Origin of the sequence: Amphritea sp. 1_MG-2023 (assembly GCF_030547545.1) — a bacterium.
In the GTDB taxonomy this organism is placed as follows: domain Bacteria; phylum Pseudomonadota; class Gammaproteobacteria; order Pseudomonadales; family Balneatricaceae; genus Amphritea.
Genome location: NZ_JAUOQE010000009.1, coordinates 1 through 13,523, shown reverse-complemented (window position 1 = coordinate 13,523; position 13,523 = coordinate 1). Strand labels below are relative to the sequence as shown.

Below are 13,523 nucleotides of genomic sequence, written 5' to 3'. Positions count from 1 at the left end.
TAAGTTGGGAAGCATGAGTGTAGGCCGTTTTATCACCCTAGAAGGTACTGAAGGCGTCGGTAAGTCCACTAATCTGCGATTTATTGAATCTGTTTTGCAGCAACAGACAATTGATTATCAATTGACCCGCGAGCCGGGCGGCACTCCGTTGGCTGAAGAGGTGCGCGAATTATTATTACGCAACCGTACCGAAGAGGTGGCCGATGATGCCGAACTGTTATTGGTGTTTGCGGCGCGGGCTCAGCATCTGACCAGCGTGATTCGTCCCGCCTTGGCAGCAGGGCGCTGGGTTCTCTGTGATCGTTTTACTGATGCGACTTTTGCTTATCAAGGTGGAGGCCGAGGCTTAAGTAAGGAAACCATCAGCCTACTAGAGACATTGGTGCAGCGAGGCCTGCAACCCGATCTAACTATTTTACTAGATCTGCCCGTCGAGATTGGTCTGTCTCGCGCTCGTCAACGGGGTGAATTAGATCGTTTTGAGAATGAGCGTATGGCGTTTTTTGAACAGGTGCGGCAAGCTTACCTTGAGCGTGCCGCGGCCGACCCGCAACGCTTTGCCGTTATTGATGCTAGCGGCACACTCGAGCAGGTACAGCAGCAGATTGCCGATGTGTTGCAGCGTTATTTTCAGGAGCAGGGCTTGTGAGTGATGAACTTTGGCAAGATAAGCCCTTGGTATTGCCTTGGCTGAAAGGGCGCTGGGATTATCTGCTTGAATTGAAAACACAGAATCGCTTTCCTCATGCGCTACTGATTAATGGTCCTGAGGGCATCGGTAAAGCGTGTTTTGCCATGGCGCTGGCGAATTATGTCCTGTGTCGTTCTCCGCAGGGCAATACCGCCTGCGGTCATTGTCGTAGCTGTGAGTTGACCCGTAGCGGTGGCCACCCTGATCTGTATCTACTGAAACCTGATGATCCCGGTAAGCCGATCAAGATTGATCAGGTACGTGAATTAACGACCTTTATATATTCGACGGCTCAGCAAGGTGGCTATCGGGTAGTGATTATTGATCCTGCGGACAGTATGAATATCAATGCAGCTAACGCATTGTTAAAAATGCTGGAAGAGCCCGGTGAACAGACGCTAATCATGTTATTGACTCATCGTTTGGGGCAGATGTTGCCAACCATTAAGAGTCGTTGTCAGCGTGTTGATATGCCGCCTGCTGATGTCGCCTTGGCGACGCAATGGGTGTCCACTCAGTTGCAGGTTGAGTCTGCAGAAGCGGCTCAATTATTAGTCATTGCCCATCATTCACCGCTGCAAGCATTGGCTTATAAGCAAGATGATTTGCTGGGCTTACGGGCCAAGGTGTTGAAAGGATTGGCGGATATTCTTAAAAGCCGTCGAAGCGCTGTTGATGTGGCGCAATCCCTTTATAAAGAAGATCTTGAGTTGCTACTCGGTTGGCTTTATAGCTGGATTGTTGATATTGCTCGTTCCGCTGAGAATCAGGCGGACCCTGAAATATTACGACATACGGATGCGCGTAATATGTTGTTAGCGTTGGCGCGTAAAGTAAATCATCAAAAACTATATTGTTTTGCGGATCAGGTACAGGTTGCCAGAAAAGAGTTGATGTTGCGGCATAACCTGAATAAACAGTTGTTGATGGAGAAGCTGTTAAGTGAGTGGTATTCTTTAGCGAGATAAGACTAACACGGCTGATGGGATATACAGCCGCATAAAGCAATAGTAATATAGCAAGTCTGAATCAGGACGGAACAAGTACGAGGGAGGCTATACAGCCTATGACAGTTGTACCCCGCATGAGTCATGGGATTTTATCCCTGACCATTGAGACCAAGGAAGATCTCTATAAATCATATATGCCGTTTATTAAGAATGGCGGTTTATTTATTCCGACCAATCGAACGTATCAACTGGGCGAAGAAGTGTTTATGTTGCTGAGCCTGATTGATGAGAGCGATAAAATTCCGGTCACCGGTAAAGTTGTCTGGGTGACGCCTAGAGCAGCGCAGGGTGGTCGCGTTCCTGGTATAGGCATTCAATTGTCCCAGGAAGATGCTACGTTGATCTCGAAGATCGAAACCTATGTTGCGACCTTGCTGAATTCAGGTCGTCGCACTAATACTATGTAATTCTGAGTTACTTCCCATGTTTGTCGATTCCCACTGTCACCTAGACAGACTGGATCTGTCTGTCCGAAATAATGATCTTCAAGCGGTGCTTGATGCTGCCGCCGCTAAGCAAGTGTCTCGAATGCTCTGTGTCGCGATTGAGATGCAACAACTGCCCGATATGCTGCAAACGGTTAAACGTTTCGATAATGTCTTCGCCTCCGCGGGTGTTCACCCGCTGCACGTTGCAGAAGGCATGGCTGAGATCGCCGAGTTACTTGAGTATGCTGCCGATTCGAGGGTGGTTGCCTTAGGTGAAACGGGGCTGGATTATTATTATCAGCAAGATACCGTTGAATTACAGCAAGAGAGCTTTATTCGTCATCTCAAGGCATCGGCGATATCGCGTTTACCGGTGATTGTACATACCCGTGATGCCCGCGAAGATACGCTGACACTGTTACGTCAACATAGCGATCCATCCGTGGGTGGCGTGTTGCACTGCTTTACTGAAAGTTGGCAGATGGCTCAACAGGCGATGGATCTCAATTATATGATCTCTTTCTCCGGCATTATTACCTTTCGTACCGCTGCAGAGCTAAGAGAGGTGGTGAAACAGGTGCCGATTGAGAACTTACTCATCGAAACCGACTCGCCTTATTTAGCGCCCGTTCCTTATCGCGGTAAGCCTAATGAGCCTCAGTATGTGGTTGAGGTTGCGCAATGTGTCGCCGATATTAAGGGGCTGCGTATCGAAGAAGTGGCCGAAATTACCAGTCAAAATTTTGATCGCATGTTCAGTAAAGTCACGCAAGCTGGACACTAAGCAAGCCGATGCCGATTCGTTATATTGAGCCCGTTTATCGACCACCGAGTGAAGCTAACTCGCTGATTCTACAAGTTACCAATGGCTGTAGCTGGAATCGCTGTAACTTCTGCGAAATGTATATCGATCCGCAGAAAAAATTCAAACCCAAAAACGAAGCGGAACTGGTTGAAGAGATTCGCCGTTGTGGTCAACAGTATCCCGGTGTACGGCGGGTTTTTCTCGGTGATGGCGACCCGATGGTGCTGTCATTCCGCCGTTTAAAAACGCTCTTAGAGGCTATTCGCACTTATCTACCCCATGTGACACGGGTATCGACTTACGCATTGCCATCTAACCTGAAGCATAAATCTATTGATGAGTTACAACAGCTGCAAGCACTCGGGTTAACACTGATCTATGTCGGTGCTGAAAGTGGCGATGACGACGTGTTACGCTGTATTGATAAGGGTGAAACCTTTGCCAGTACCGCCGAATCTCTCTTAAAGGCTAAAGCCGCCGGCATCAAAACCTCGGTTATGTTGATTAACGGCTTAGGTGGGACGCGATTGAGCAAGCAACATGCGCTCGCGTCTGCCAAGCTGATTAACCTGACGCAGCCAGATTACCTGGCGACCTTGGTGCTTTTTTCTCGACGAGGTAATCAGCGAATGAAACAGGGTTTTGATGGTGATTTTACCGCCCTGAATCAACGTCAGTTATTTGAAGAGATGGAGCTGTTTCTGTCAAATCTGAGTTTGCAGAACACTATTTTTCGCAGTGATCATGCGTCTAATTTGTTAGTACTTAAAGGCGTGCTTAATCGGGACATGGATACGCTGTTGGCTCAGTTACGGCAGGCGATCGAAACACCGGATCGCGTGTTTCTCAGGCAGGAGAGTCAGCGTGGATTATAGTCCGGCGCTTAAGATAGGCTGCTACTGACGAGCGGCTGAGCAGTATAACGACCTGTGCTGCGTTGAGCACTATGTTGAGTACTACGTTGAGCGCTACGTTGTGAATACAGGGTGTTATGCTGTGTATCATGCACTTGTTTTATAAGTCTGAAATAAAAAAGGAAAATATGATGAGAAGACCGGTTCGGATAGCAGTCACGGGGGCGGCAGGCGCCATTAGTTACAGCTTATTATTTAAGATTGCTGCCGGTGAAATGATGGGCAGAGATCAGCCGGTTATTCTTCAGCTGATTGAATTGCCAGGAGCCATGGAGTCGTTACGAGGCGTGGCCATGGAGCTGGAAGATTGTGCCTATCCCTTACTCCATACCATCACCTTGCATGATAATGTCGAAGAGGGTTTTTCTAACTGTCACTATGCGTTGCTGGTAGGCGCGCGTCCGCGCGGGCCAGGCATGGAGCGTAGTGATTTACTGGAAGTGAATGCTGAGATTTTTGCCCGTCAGGGTAAGGCATTAAACGACTTTGCTAACCGTGATGTGAAGGTGTTGGTGACGGGTAATCCAGCTAACACCAATGCGTTGATTGCGAGTCGGAATGCGCCGAATCTCAGCCCGTCTCAGTTTACCTGTTTAACTCGTTTGGATCATAACCGAGCTAAAGGTATGCTGGCGAGTCAGTGTGGTGTGACGGCTCGCGATATTCAAAATATCATTATCTGGGGTAATCATTCGCCCACACAATATCCTGATCTACATCATGCCACCGTCTTTGGTGTGCCAGCGATGGCGCAGATTGATACGGCGTGGTATTGCAATGAGTTTATACCTCGGGTGCAAGAGCGCGGTAGCGAGATTATCAAAGCCCGAGGACTGTCGAGTGCGGCCTCCGCGGCACAGGCGATTGTCGATCAGATGCATAATTGGACGCAAGGTACCGAGCCTGGTGAGATAGTCAGTATGGGGATTCTGAGCGATGGCAGCTATGGGATTGAAAAAGGCGTGTTTTTCTCCTTCCCCGTACGCTGCAACTACGGTCGTTATCAGATTGTACATGGTTTGGATATCAGTGATTTCAGTCGCAAGCAGTTGACGGCCACCGAGCTGGAGTTGTTAGAAGAGAAGGCGGTGATTAATCATCTGTTACCCAAAGAGACGGAAGAGTCACATATGAACCTTACTATCTGTTTGAAGTCAGGTGTGACGCTCTATGCCGATGGCACTGGGCCTAGTCCGGAAAGTAAATTTCTGAATAACACTCGCGTGCTTTAAGCATTGCTTTAATACAGAGGCTCGCACTAAAAAGCCCGGTCGGCGTAGCATACGTTGGCAGGGCTTTTTTTAATGGGTAAGTAAGGTAAGTAAAGATGATTGATATCATTAGTGTGTCGACCCGAGGGCAGGGTTTATACGAGTTCACCGGCGCGGTTGATCGCTTGGTCAGTCATAGTGAGGTGCAGGAGGGGCTGTGTAGTTTGTTGATTCAGCATACGAGCGCCAGCCTGATGATTCAGGAAAATGCTGACCCGAGTGCGCAACATGATTTAGAAAACTGGCTTAGCCGTCTGGTGCGGGAAGATGACGCGTTATATACCCATGTTGCTGAAGGACCAGATGATATGCCTGCGCATATTAAAGCGGCCTTGACGGCGACTACCTTATCGGTGCCGATTCATCGGGGACGATTAATGCTGGGGACTTGGCAGGGAATCTTCTGTTGGGAACATCGTCACCATCATCAGCAGCGTCAGATCGCCGTTCATATTGGCTGAGGCGTATTAAATAAGGCCCGCTATTGGGCCTTATATCAAGCGCTATAAGCGTTATTCAGATGTATCATCCGTGTGAAGTTTGAATCCGGCCAGCATTTTATCAAGGTCTAAGAGAATAATAAGATGCTCATCGCGATAGCAAACGCCCTGTACAAATTGTCGCTGAGCATCTTCGCGTAACACGCCAGGGGCGCGATCGGTGTCACTTTCAGGTAGATTAATGACTTCATCCACGCCATCAACCAGAACGCCAAGTACCTCCTGATCATCGAATTCAACCACGATAATGCGGGTATTGTGATCGATTGCTTTATCTTCAAGATGGAAAAGGGTGCGGGAGTTAACAACGGTGACGACGCTACCACGTAGATTGATGATACCGAGTACTCCCTCTGGAGCGCCAGGAACGGGGGTTATATCGGTAAAGCGTAGTACTTCTTTTACCTGCATTACATCAATGGCGTACAGCTCATCGGCTATCGAAAAGGTCGCCCACTTTCGATAGGCTTCCTGACTCTCGCCATTTTTTTTGTGTAGATCATAAACATTAGCGCTCAGTTCTGCCTGAATCTGCTGTAGTTGTGCGGCGGTGTCTTCAAGGCCCATAGATTATTCTCTCATACTATCTGTTTTAGCCAGTGCAGACTTTCAGTCGTGCTGACGGAAGGTTTATATTCAAGGCTGGTAACACCGGAGTATCCCATATCATCCAAGGCTTGAAAAATATTGCGGAAGTTTAGCTCACCAGTTTGGGGTTCATGACGCCCCGGTACATCGGCAAACTGAATATGGCCAATGTTATTGAGATGTTTTTTCAGCGTATGGATCACATTGCCCTCCATAATCTGCATGTGATAGATATCATATTGCAGCTTTATATTGGCATGCTCTACGGCATCAAAGAGATGCAGCGCTTGTTGACTCGTGTGCAGAAAAAAACCAGGCACATCCTGCGTATTAATCGCTTCGACAAGCAGTTGAATATCGGCTTCAGCCATCTGTTCGGCGCAAAATTTGAGATTATCGATAAAGGTTTTTTCAATCAGATTAGTATCATAATCAACGGGCGCTATACCAGATAATACATTGATATTAGGGCAGTTTAGTTCTTTGGCGTAATCGATGGCTTGAGCTACACCCTGACGAAATTCAGTTATTCGGTGGGGGTGACAGGCGATACCGATATCGCCTTTTTGTGTGTCTCCTGCGGGCGCATTGAGTAGTACGAGTTGTTGCTTATGCTGCTGCAATTGTTGCGCGATATCAGCCGCAGGTAAGACATAAGGAAATTGAATTTCAACGCGACTAAAGCCTGCATTCGCCGCCGCGGCAAAGCGATCGATCAGGGGCACTTCGGTGAATAGCATGCTGAGGTTAACGGCAAAATCGGGCATCTGCGGTGGCTCTCTTATGGGTTGATGAGATCTCGGTGCTGAATCGATGATTAAGTTTTGCTATAGGGTGTGTGAGTCGGTTTGTTGTTTAATGGGCGGTTGCCATTATCGATCTCGAGTTGCAGTAATAGACCGCTATGATCCACTTCTTCTAGGCCATTGTTCACTAGCTTTTGATATTGAGCATAGGTTTGCTGCACCAAGGGCAGTGTCAGTGCTTCATCTTGAGCGGTATCTAAAATGGTTCGCAGATCTTTTAACTGTACGCGAGACGTTGCCCCAGGGTTAAATGCTCGATCAATCATACGTTGACCATGTAGTTCAAGAATACGACTGCCGGCAAAGCCTCCTAACAGCGCTTCCCGCACGGCGGCAGGGTCGGCTCCACCTTCAGCAGCCAGCAGTAGTGCTTCTGAGACCGCACCAATGGTGATGCCGACGATCGCTTGATTGGCGCACTTCGCCAGTTGACCCGATCCGGCGGGACCAATATAGGTGGCTTTTCCCAGTGTCGACAGTATCGCTAGGCAGGCATCAAATGTTGCTCGCTCGCCACCAGCCATAATAGATAGGGATGCCTGCTCTGCACCGACAGTGCCGCCAGAGACGGGTGCATCGAGGTAATTGACGTCGAGAGCGAGACAGCGTGTGGCGTGTTGTCGGGCTAATTCGGGCGGGATTGAACTCATATCGATGAGTGTACTGCCGGGCTTGAAATTGACACTGGCATTAAATAACACCTGATCAACAACAGGGCCGTTTTCCAGCATCGTGATGATGATATCGGCATCTGTCAGTGCCTCTGCAGGGGTGTTAGCCAGCGTTGCTCCCAGATCGATGAGCGCTTCTGCTTTATGGCGAGTGCGGTTCCATAGTGTCACTTGAAAGCCAGCTTTTAATAAGTGACTGGCCATAGGGCGGCCCATCAGGCCGATACCTAAAAATGCTATTTTCATCCTTACTACTCTATAGACAGTTGGTCGGCTTCGGCAGGCCTGCAATCTTGCTGGCTAACTTCGCTGGGCTACCGGGAAAAAGACTCATCAGGTAGATGCTTTTGCCCTTGTCGCTACCGAGTTCGGCGGTGATCGCCTTAATCAGTGGTCGCATAGCGGGGGACATCTCAAATTGCTGATAGAACTGCCGTAGTAGCCTGAGAATCTCCCAGTGAGCCTCGGTGAGTTGAATCGCTTCTTGTGCCGCGAGTTGTGTGGCAACCGCTTCATTCCAATCCTCTAGATGCCGAAGATAGCCTTCGGGATCGACCGGAATAGCGAGGCCGTTAACCTGTAACGCGTGCGGTTGAGTACTATTGTCTGTTGTCATCTTAAAACCAACTTACGACTTTGCTATAGCGGCAACTGAGTTCAACGAAGCCATCATAATCGATGCCGCAAAAGTCTTGATTCAGATCGTTCAAGCCACGCGCTTGCGCATCATCCGTGAGTAGATAGCATTGTACATTAGCGGTTAGCCGAGAGAAGTGTTCGCTATAGGCGGGCAGCGTCGCATATACGCCATTTTCAATCAATAACAGCGCGTCACCATCACTCATCGCGATGAGACTATCACGCAGGGCGCTGCTTTCCGATGGTGTTTTATTGATTACATGCAGTGTTGTCATTAGAAGCTCAATACCTGATCCTGCTGTTTGATGAGTGCGGCAATAGCGTGCGTATCTAGCAGGGTAATATTTAATGAAATCTGATCGGGACGAATACCCCGTTCGCTTAACGCTTGACGACAAACATATAATTGATCGATGTCATACATCTCCAGCATCGCCAGATTAGCGGAGAGGTTTTTTTGGCCAATCGTATTGGCTTGATGGTTTGGCAGTAGCTGTAACACGGCATCATCCATAAATAACAGACTGAGAGGCTGTTCAAAAACCGAGAAGGTGAGTGCAACATCTAGCGCATCTCGGGCAGCGCTACTGCCGTAGGGGGCTTTGCGATTGATAATCAGAAATGATTTTTTGTTCTCACGCATGGTTAGGCTCCAAAGGTCACAACACGGTCAGACAGAATGCCAGCCTCAACCAGCTGACCTAGGCCTGACAGAGTGAAATCTGCTGCTAAGTTGTGGCCCTTTTTTTCATAGCGGCGGGCTTCGTTTTCATCGAGTATCCCGCGACGAACGGCGGCGGCGATGCAGACCACCAGATCGAGCTGATGTTGGCGCGCTAACTCGGACCACTCAGCGGGAATATTGCTTTCATCTTGAGGCGGGGAGGCCAATGCCGAACCACTGTGCACACCGTCGGCATAAAAAAACACCCGATGAATGCTGTGTCCGAGCTTTAAAACGCTTCGGCTAAATTGCAAGGCGCTGGCTGACGCCTGAGAGCTGTATGGCGCTCCGGTAACAACGATAGAAAAGATCATAATATTTTGCTGTCTGTAAACTAAAAAGCCCCGCAATCTTATCAGGATTGCAGGGCTTTGTGTGTGGTTTATTAAATGTTGAGGGTCAAAACGACTTAGTCGTCGTTAAGAAAACCAACCAAGCTGAGTAGATGAATAAACAGGTTAAAAATACTGGTATACAGGCTAACTGTCGCCATGATGTAGTTAGTGTAGGTACCGTTAACGATATTGCTGGTGTCATACAGAATAAAGCCAGACATCAGTAAAACGACAGCGGCCGATAGCGCTAGATGCATGGCACCAATATTGACACCAAACATCGGTAGAATCATCAATGCCACCATGGCCACTAAGACGATGATTAAGCCTGCCGACAGAAATCCGCCCATAAAGCTGAAATCTTTTTTACTGGTGAGGACGTAAGCTGACAAGCCTAAGAAGGTTGCGGCCGTCATGCCCATTGCCGTCATGACAATCTCACCACCATTGGCCATACCGAGGTAACGATTCAAGATCGGACCGAGGGCAAAGCCAAATAAGCCGGTAAAGGCAAATACTAACGGCAGTGCTGCCGCGCTGTTTTGCTTTTTCGAGATGACAAACGTTAAGATCATACCCGCGATCATCGCTCCTAAAGCCAATAGCATCGGTGGGTTGATAACCATAGAGATACCGGCCGTCACCGCACTGAATACCATGGTCATGGCCAGTAGCATGTAGGTATTGCGAATTACTTTATTGGTCGCCAGTACAGATTGCTCTGAACGGACGGTCATTGTATCTATATTACGCATCTTATCCCTCTATAAATTAAGGCTTTAGGTGCCGTTTAAGTTTAGTTTGTTGAATACCCTATATATATAGGTTTTTGTCAGTATTTCAACCATACAGACACTCCGTGTTAAATGCTTAACCGGTTTTTAATCGTCAGTGGTGTCAGTTTATGGTGAAGGTATTAATAGATATGACAGATGTTTGCCCGCAGGGTTCATAGGCAATAGCAACATTTATTGATAAGCTGCGCGCCTTGAACCGGCGAGGTAAGTTATAATTATGTATCCCATACACGTACTCTTTGATGATGAACACTATTTTGCCATTGATAAACCGGCGGGATTGCTGGTACATCCGAGCCCCATTGAGAGACGCGCGCCTAACGCGGTCGCCTTGATTCGAGAACAGCTGGGGATTAAAGCCTATACGGTGCATCGTCTCGATCGCCCCACGTCAGGTGTACTCATCTTTGCAAAATCATCGGCCGCGGCGAATAAACTGAATCTCTGTTTTGCCGAGCGGCGGGTGCAAAAAACCTACCTCTGTGTCTGTCGTGGCTATACAGAAGAGCAAGGGGTTATTGATTACCCACTTAAAGAGATTATCGATAAGGTCGCCGATAAACGGGCTGATCCGAATAAGCCAGCCAAAGATGCGATCAGTGAATATCGTCGCTTAGGCACAGTTGAGTTACCGATTCCGGTGAGCAAATACCCTGCCGCGCGTTATTCCTTGGTTGAGGTTAAGCCCAAAACGGGGCGCAAGCATCAGATTCGTCGACATCTTAAGCATCTTTTTCATCCTTTGGTGGGCGATACTCAGCACGGTGATGGTAAACACAATACCTTGTTTCGTGATCACTTTGGTTTGGATCGATTGTTGTTGATGGCAACTCAGCTGACGTTTGTGCACCCTTATACACAGCAGCCGGTTATCATTAACGCGCCGGTGACACAGTGGGTCGATCAGTTGTTTACTGAATTTGGTTGGCAAGGACTATATCCGGCACCGCAGATGCGAGCCGATCATGAGGAAAGCGCGAACTAAAGGGCGGCATCATGTCAGCCGATGAGCAAGCCGTGCTGTGTTTATCTTGCCAATAGAGGGTAGATATTCAACCGAAGCGTTGATCGGCTAGTTGTTTGACTAGTTGTTCGACTAAATAGTGTCATAAAACTGCTGTATTAATCTGTTTTTCTGCCGATTTACTATTTTTTCGGTGACGCAAATTGCGTATCCTTATTGCCTTAATATCCACTTTTTTATTACTCGTGCTGGAATCACCCGAATGACCAACAACACCTCCTTTGCTGAACGCCTGAGCGCTCAGTCTGATCAGCTTAAAATCGGTATTATCGGCGCCATGGATGAAGAGGTCGAGCTGCTGAAACAAACATTGGAGGGGCGGCAGGAGTATACGATTGCAGGTTACAGTCTCTATACCGGCACCATGCACGGCGTAGAGGTTGTGCTGCTTAAATCAGGCATTGGCAAGGTCAATGCTGCTATCGGTACGACATTAATGCTGCAAACATTTCAGCCAACCTGCGTGATTAACACGGGCTCGGCTGGCGGTTTTGCGGCTGAACTGAATGTCGGCGATGTGGTGATCTGTGATGAAGTGCGTCATCATGATGTGGATGTCACTATCTTTGGTTATGAGCATGGTCAAGTGCCGGGATTACCGGCAGGCTTTGCGCCTGATGACTTTTTGGCGGATGTCGCTCAACGTTGTATCGCCGATATGGCAGGGATTCAAACCGTCAAAGGGTTGATTGCCACCGGTGACTCCTTTATGAACTGTCCTGAACGTGTCGCCAAAACGCGCGAGCATTTTCCCACCATGAAAGCCGTTGAGATGGAAGCGGCCGCCATTGCGCAAACCTGTTATCAGTTTGATATTCCTTTTATCGTGATTCGCGCCTTGTCAGATATTGCCGGCAAAGAGTCCAACCTGTCGTTTGATCAGTTTCTACTGATTGCGGCAAAGCACTCGGCAGAAATGGTGATCGCGATGGTACACTGCATCGCTGATAAAACCGCTTAAAACGTTAACCCGACTTAACTTTCATTTCAAAATAATCATAAAGAGCAACGGATTATGACGACATCTTTCTACCCACCGCAGCGCACCTTGATGGGCCCAGGGCCTTCCGATGTTAACCCTCGGGTGCTGGCTGCCTTAGCGCGTCCTACCATTGGCCATCTCGATCCCGCATTCATCGGCATGATGGATGAGGTGAAACAGATGTTGCAGTATGCCTTCAAAACCAAAAGCCCGTTGACGATGCCGATTTCGGCACCGGGTTCGGCGGGTATGGAAGCCTGTTTTGTTAACCTGGTTGAGCCGGGTGATAAGGTGATTGTGTGTCAGAATGGTGTGTTCGGCGGGCGGATGAAAGAGAATGTCGAACGCTTCGGTGCAACCGCCATTATGGTTGAAGATGAATGGGGTAAACCGGTCGATCCCGCCAAAGTTGAAGCCGCGTTTGCTGCCAATACCGATGTTAAAGTATTGGCCTTTGTGCATGCGGAAACATCAACGGGCGTGCTTTCTGATGCACAAACCTTATGTCAAATCGCGCAACGACATGATGCCTTAACCATTGTTGATACCGTGACCTCCCTCGGGGGGAGTGAATTGGATGTCGATGGCTGGGGAATCGATGCCGTCTATTCAGGTACTCAGAAGTGCTTGTCTTGCCCGCCGGGTATTTCACCCGTTAGTTTCAATACGCGAGCGATTGAAGTGATCGAACAGCGCGCAAGTAAAACACCCAGTTGGTTCCTCGATCAAAAACTGGTGATGGGGTATTGGGGCGGCGGCGCTAAGCGTGCTTATCATCACACGGCGCCGGTTAACTCGTTGTATGCCTTCCATGAATCGTTGGTGATGTTGGAGGAAGAGGGGCTCGAAAATGCATGGGCGCGTCACCGTCATCATCACCATGCTTTACGTGATGGGCTAGAAGCGATGGGTATTGGCTTTCTGGTTGAAGAACCTTATCGTTTGCCACAGCTTAACTCTGTATTCGTACCTGAGGGTATCGATGAAGCGCAGGTGCGTCAGCGTTTGCTGGAAAATTACAGCTTAGAGATTGGGGCTGGCTTGGGAGCATTAGCGGGTAAAGTATGGCGTATCGGTTTAATGGGCGCGGCGTGTAATAAGAAAAATGTATTGCTGTGTCTGAATGCGTTAGAAAATACGCTGTCAGCGATGGGAGCTGATATCAATACCGGCAAAGCGATTGCCGCAGCTGAAGCGGTTTATAACACGAACTAGTCTGTGATGGCTGCTAATGTCACACTCGGCCTTGCCCTCGAGGCTTGGGAAGGTGCGAATAAGTCAATTACGCCTCTGGCTTACAGAGAAGCTGGAGATCAAGGCAACAGTTACAGGCATACT

General features: G+C 48.5%; 18 protein-coding genes. 10 read left to right on the top strand and 8 right to left on the bottom strand.

Features of this window, described 5'->3' with window-relative positions; genetic code table 11:
* Positions 1–13 precede the first annotated feature (13 nt).
* The 7 genes from tmk (at position 14) to Q4488_RS06810 (ending at position 5,580) form a co-directional block, all read left to right on the top strand.
* Entirely contained in the window at positions 14–649 is a 636-nt protein-coding gene (gene tmk, locus Q4488_RS06840; RefSeq protein ID WP_303579735.1) for a dTMP kinase, read from the top strand.
* Positions 646–1,659, top strand: coding sequence for a DNA polymerase III subunit delta' (locus Q4488_RS06835; RefSeq protein WP_303579734.1), 1,014 nt, complete (start codon positions 646–648; stop codon positions 1,657–1,659). Before tmk ends, Q4488_RS06835 begins: the two co-directional genes overlap by 4 nt.
* Positions 1,660–1,757: 98 nt before the next feature.
* Complete coding sequence (locus Q4488_RS06830; protein ID WP_303579733.1) at positions 1,758–2,108, top strand: PilZ domain-containing protein; 351 nt, start codon at positions 1,758–1,760, stop codon at positions 2,106–2,108.
* Between the two features lie 16 nt (positions 2,109–2,124).
* Complete coding sequence (locus Q4488_RS06825; RefSeq protein WP_303579732.1) at positions 2,125–2,913, top strand: TatD family hydrolase; 789 nt, start codon at positions 2,125–2,127, stop codon at positions 2,911–2,913.
* 8 nt (positions 2,914–2,921) lie between these two features.
* Entirely contained in the window at positions 2,922–3,809 is an 888-nt protein-coding gene (locus tag Q4488_RS06820; protein WP_303579731.1) for a radical SAM protein, read from the top strand.
* A 170-nt stretch (positions 3,810–3,979) separates the two neighbouring features.
* Positions 3,980–5,080: a malate dehydrogenase gene (locus Q4488_RS06815; protein ID WP_303579730.1), complete on the top strand. Its 1,101-nt coding sequence runs from the start codon at positions 3,980–3,982 to the stop codon at positions 5,078–5,080.
* Between the two features lie 95 nt (positions 5,081–5,175).
* Positions 5,176–5,580, top strand: a complete 405-nt coding sequence (locus tag Q4488_RS06810; RefSeq protein ID WP_303579729.1) for a secondary thiamine-phosphate synthase enzyme YjbQ — start codon at positions 5,176–5,178, stop codon at positions 5,578–5,580.
* Positions 5,581–5,631: 51 nt separating this feature from the next.
* Here Q4488_RS06810 and Q4488_RS06805 read toward each other — a convergent pair whose 3' ends face one another.
* From Q4488_RS06805 to Q4488_RS06770, 8 genes are all read right to left on the bottom strand, one after another.
* Complete coding sequence (locus Q4488_RS06805; protein WP_303579728.1) at positions 5,632–6,186, bottom strand: chemotaxis protein CheW; 555 nt, start codon at positions 6,184–6,186, stop codon at positions 5,632–5,634.
* Positions 6,187–6,197: 11 nt separating this feature from the next.
* Positions 6,198–6,974, bottom strand: a complete 777-nt coding sequence (otnI, locus tag Q4488_RS06800) for a 2-oxo-tetronate isomerase (protein ID WP_303579727.1) — start codon at positions 6,972–6,974, stop codon at positions 6,198–6,200.
* Between the two features lie 50 nt (positions 6,975–7,024).
* The gene (locus Q4488_RS06795; RefSeq protein ID WP_303579726.1) at positions 7,025–7,930 is read right to left on the bottom strand and encodes an NAD(P)-dependent oxidoreductase; all 906 of its coding nucleotides are present in this window, start codon (positions 7,928–7,930) and stop codon (positions 7,025–7,027) included.
* A 10-nt stretch (positions 7,931–7,940) separates the two neighbouring features.
* Positions 7,941–8,300, bottom strand: a complete 360-nt coding sequence (locus Q4488_RS06790) for a TusE/DsrC/DsvC family sulfur relay protein (RefSeq protein WP_303579725.1) — start codon at positions 8,298–8,300, stop codon at positions 7,941–7,943.
* Between the two features lies 1 nt (position 8,301).
* Positions 8,302–8,598, bottom strand: coding sequence for a sulfurtransferase complex subunit TusB (tusB, locus tag Q4488_RS06785; protein WP_303579724.1), 297 nt, complete (start codon positions 8,596–8,598; stop codon positions 8,302–8,304).
* Positions 8,598–8,966 carry a sulfurtransferase complex subunit TusC gene (gene tusC, locus Q4488_RS06780; protein WP_303579723.1) on the bottom strand — a complete coding sequence of 123 codons (369 nt, stop codon included), beginning with the start codon at positions 8,964–8,966 and terminating at the stop codon, positions 8,598–8,600. Before tusC ends, tusB begins: the two co-directional genes overlap by 1 nt.
* Positions 8,967–8,968: 2 nt before the next feature.
* Positions 8,969–9,361 carry a sulfurtransferase complex subunit TusD gene (tusD, locus tag Q4488_RS06775; RefSeq protein WP_303579722.1) on the bottom strand — a complete coding sequence of 131 codons (393 nt, stop codon included), beginning with the start codon at positions 9,359–9,361 and terminating at the stop codon, positions 8,969–8,971.
* Positions 9,362–9,456: 95 nt separating this feature from the next.
* Entirely contained in the window at positions 9,457–10,137 is a 681-nt protein-coding gene (locus Q4488_RS06770) for a Bax inhibitor-1/YccA family protein (protein WP_303579721.1), read from the bottom strand.
* A gap of 259 nt (positions 10,138–10,396) precedes the next feature.
* Between Q4488_RS06770 and Q4488_RS06765 the strand changes: the two genes are divergently transcribed.
* The 3 genes from Q4488_RS06765 to Q4488_RS06755 all read left to right on the top strand — a co-directional run bounded on the left by Q4488_RS06765 (position 10,397) and on the right by Q4488_RS06755 (position 13,400).
* Positions 10,397–11,164 (top strand): pseudouridine synthase, encoded by a 768-nt coding sequence (locus Q4488_RS06765; protein ID WP_303579720.1) that lies wholly within the window; start codon positions 10,397–10,399, stop codon positions 11,162–11,164.
* 241 nt (positions 11,165–11,405) lie between these two features.
* Entirely contained in the window at positions 11,406–12,164 is a 759-nt protein-coding gene (gene mtnN / locus Q4488_RS06760) for a 5'-methylthioadenosine/S-adenosylhomocysteine nucleosidase (protein WP_303579719.1), read from the top strand.
* A gap of 54 nt (positions 12,165–12,218) precedes the next feature.
* Positions 12,219–13,400 (top strand): alanine--glyoxylate aminotransferase family protein, encoded by a 1,182-nt coding sequence (locus tag Q4488_RS06755; RefSeq protein WP_303579718.1) that lies wholly within the window; start codon positions 12,219–12,221, stop codon positions 13,398–13,400.
* Positions 13,401–13,523: the final 123 nt, after the last annotated feature.

Excerpts from the sequence above, each read along its gene's own strand:
- tmk (WP_303579735.1), top strand. The coding sequence starts at position 14 with ATGAGTGTAGGCCGTTTTATCACCCTAGAAGGTACTGAAGGCGTCGGT.
- Q4488_RS06830 (WP_303579733.1), top strand. The coding sequence starts at position 1,758 with ATGACAGTTGTACCCCGCATGAGTCATGGGATTTTATCCCTGACCATT.
- Q4488_RS06825 (WP_303579732.1), top strand. The coding sequence starts at position 2,125 with ATGTTTGTCGATTCCCACTGTCACCTAGACAGACTGGATCTGTCTGTC.
- Q4488_RS06820 (WP_303579731.1), top strand. The coding sequence starts at position 2,922 with ATGCCGATTCGTTATATTGAGCCCGTTTATCGACCACCGAGTGAAGCT.
- Q4488_RS06815 (WP_303579730.1), top strand. The coding sequence starts at position 3,980 with ATGAGAAGACCGGTTCGGATAGCAGTCACGGGGGCGGCAGGCGCCATT.
- Q4488_RS06810 (WP_303579729.1), top strand. The coding sequence starts at position 5,176 with ATGATTGATATCATTAGTGTGTCGACCCGAGGGCAGGGTTTATACGAG.
- Q4488_RS06805 (WP_303579728.1), bottom strand. The coding sequence starts at position 6,186 with ATGGGCCTTGAAGACACCGCCGCACAACTACAGCAGATTCAGGCAGAA.
- otnI (WP_303579727.1), bottom strand. The coding sequence starts at position 6,974 with ATGCCCGATTTTGCCGTTAACCTCAGCATGCTATTCACCGAAGTGCCC.
- Q4488_RS06795 (WP_303579726.1), bottom strand. The coding sequence starts at position 7,930 with ATGAAAATAGCATTTTTAGGTATCGGCCTGATGGGCCGCCCTATGGCC.
- Q4488_RS06790 (WP_303579725.1), bottom strand. The coding sequence starts at position 8,300 with ATGACAACAGACAATAGTACTCAACCGCACGCGTTACAGGTTAACGGC.
- tusB (WP_303579724.1), bottom strand. The coding sequence starts at position 8,598 with ATGACAACACTGCATGTAATCAATAAAACACCATCGGAAAGCAGCGCC.
- tusC (WP_303579723.1), bottom strand. The coding sequence starts at position 8,966 with ATGCGTGAGAACAAAAAATCATTTCTGATTATCAATCGCAAAGCCCCC.
- tusD (WP_303579722.1), bottom strand. The coding sequence starts at position 9,361 with ATGATCTTTTCTATCGTTGTTACCGGAGCGCCATACAGCTCTCAGGCG.
- Q4488_RS06770 (WP_303579721.1), bottom strand. The coding sequence starts at position 10,137 with ATGCGTAATATAGATACAATGACCGTCCGTTCAGAGCAATCTGTACTG.
- Q4488_RS06765 (WP_303579720.1), top strand. The coding sequence starts at position 10,397 with ATGTATCCCATACACGTACTCTTTGATGATGAACACTATTTTGCCATT.
- mtnN (WP_303579719.1), top strand. The coding sequence starts at position 11,406 with ATGACCAACAACACCTCCTTTGCTGAACGCCTGAGCGCTCAGTCTGAT.
- Q4488_RS06755 (WP_303579718.1), top strand. The coding sequence starts at position 12,219 with ATGACGACATCTTTCTACCCACCGCAGCGCACCTTGATGGGCCCAGGG.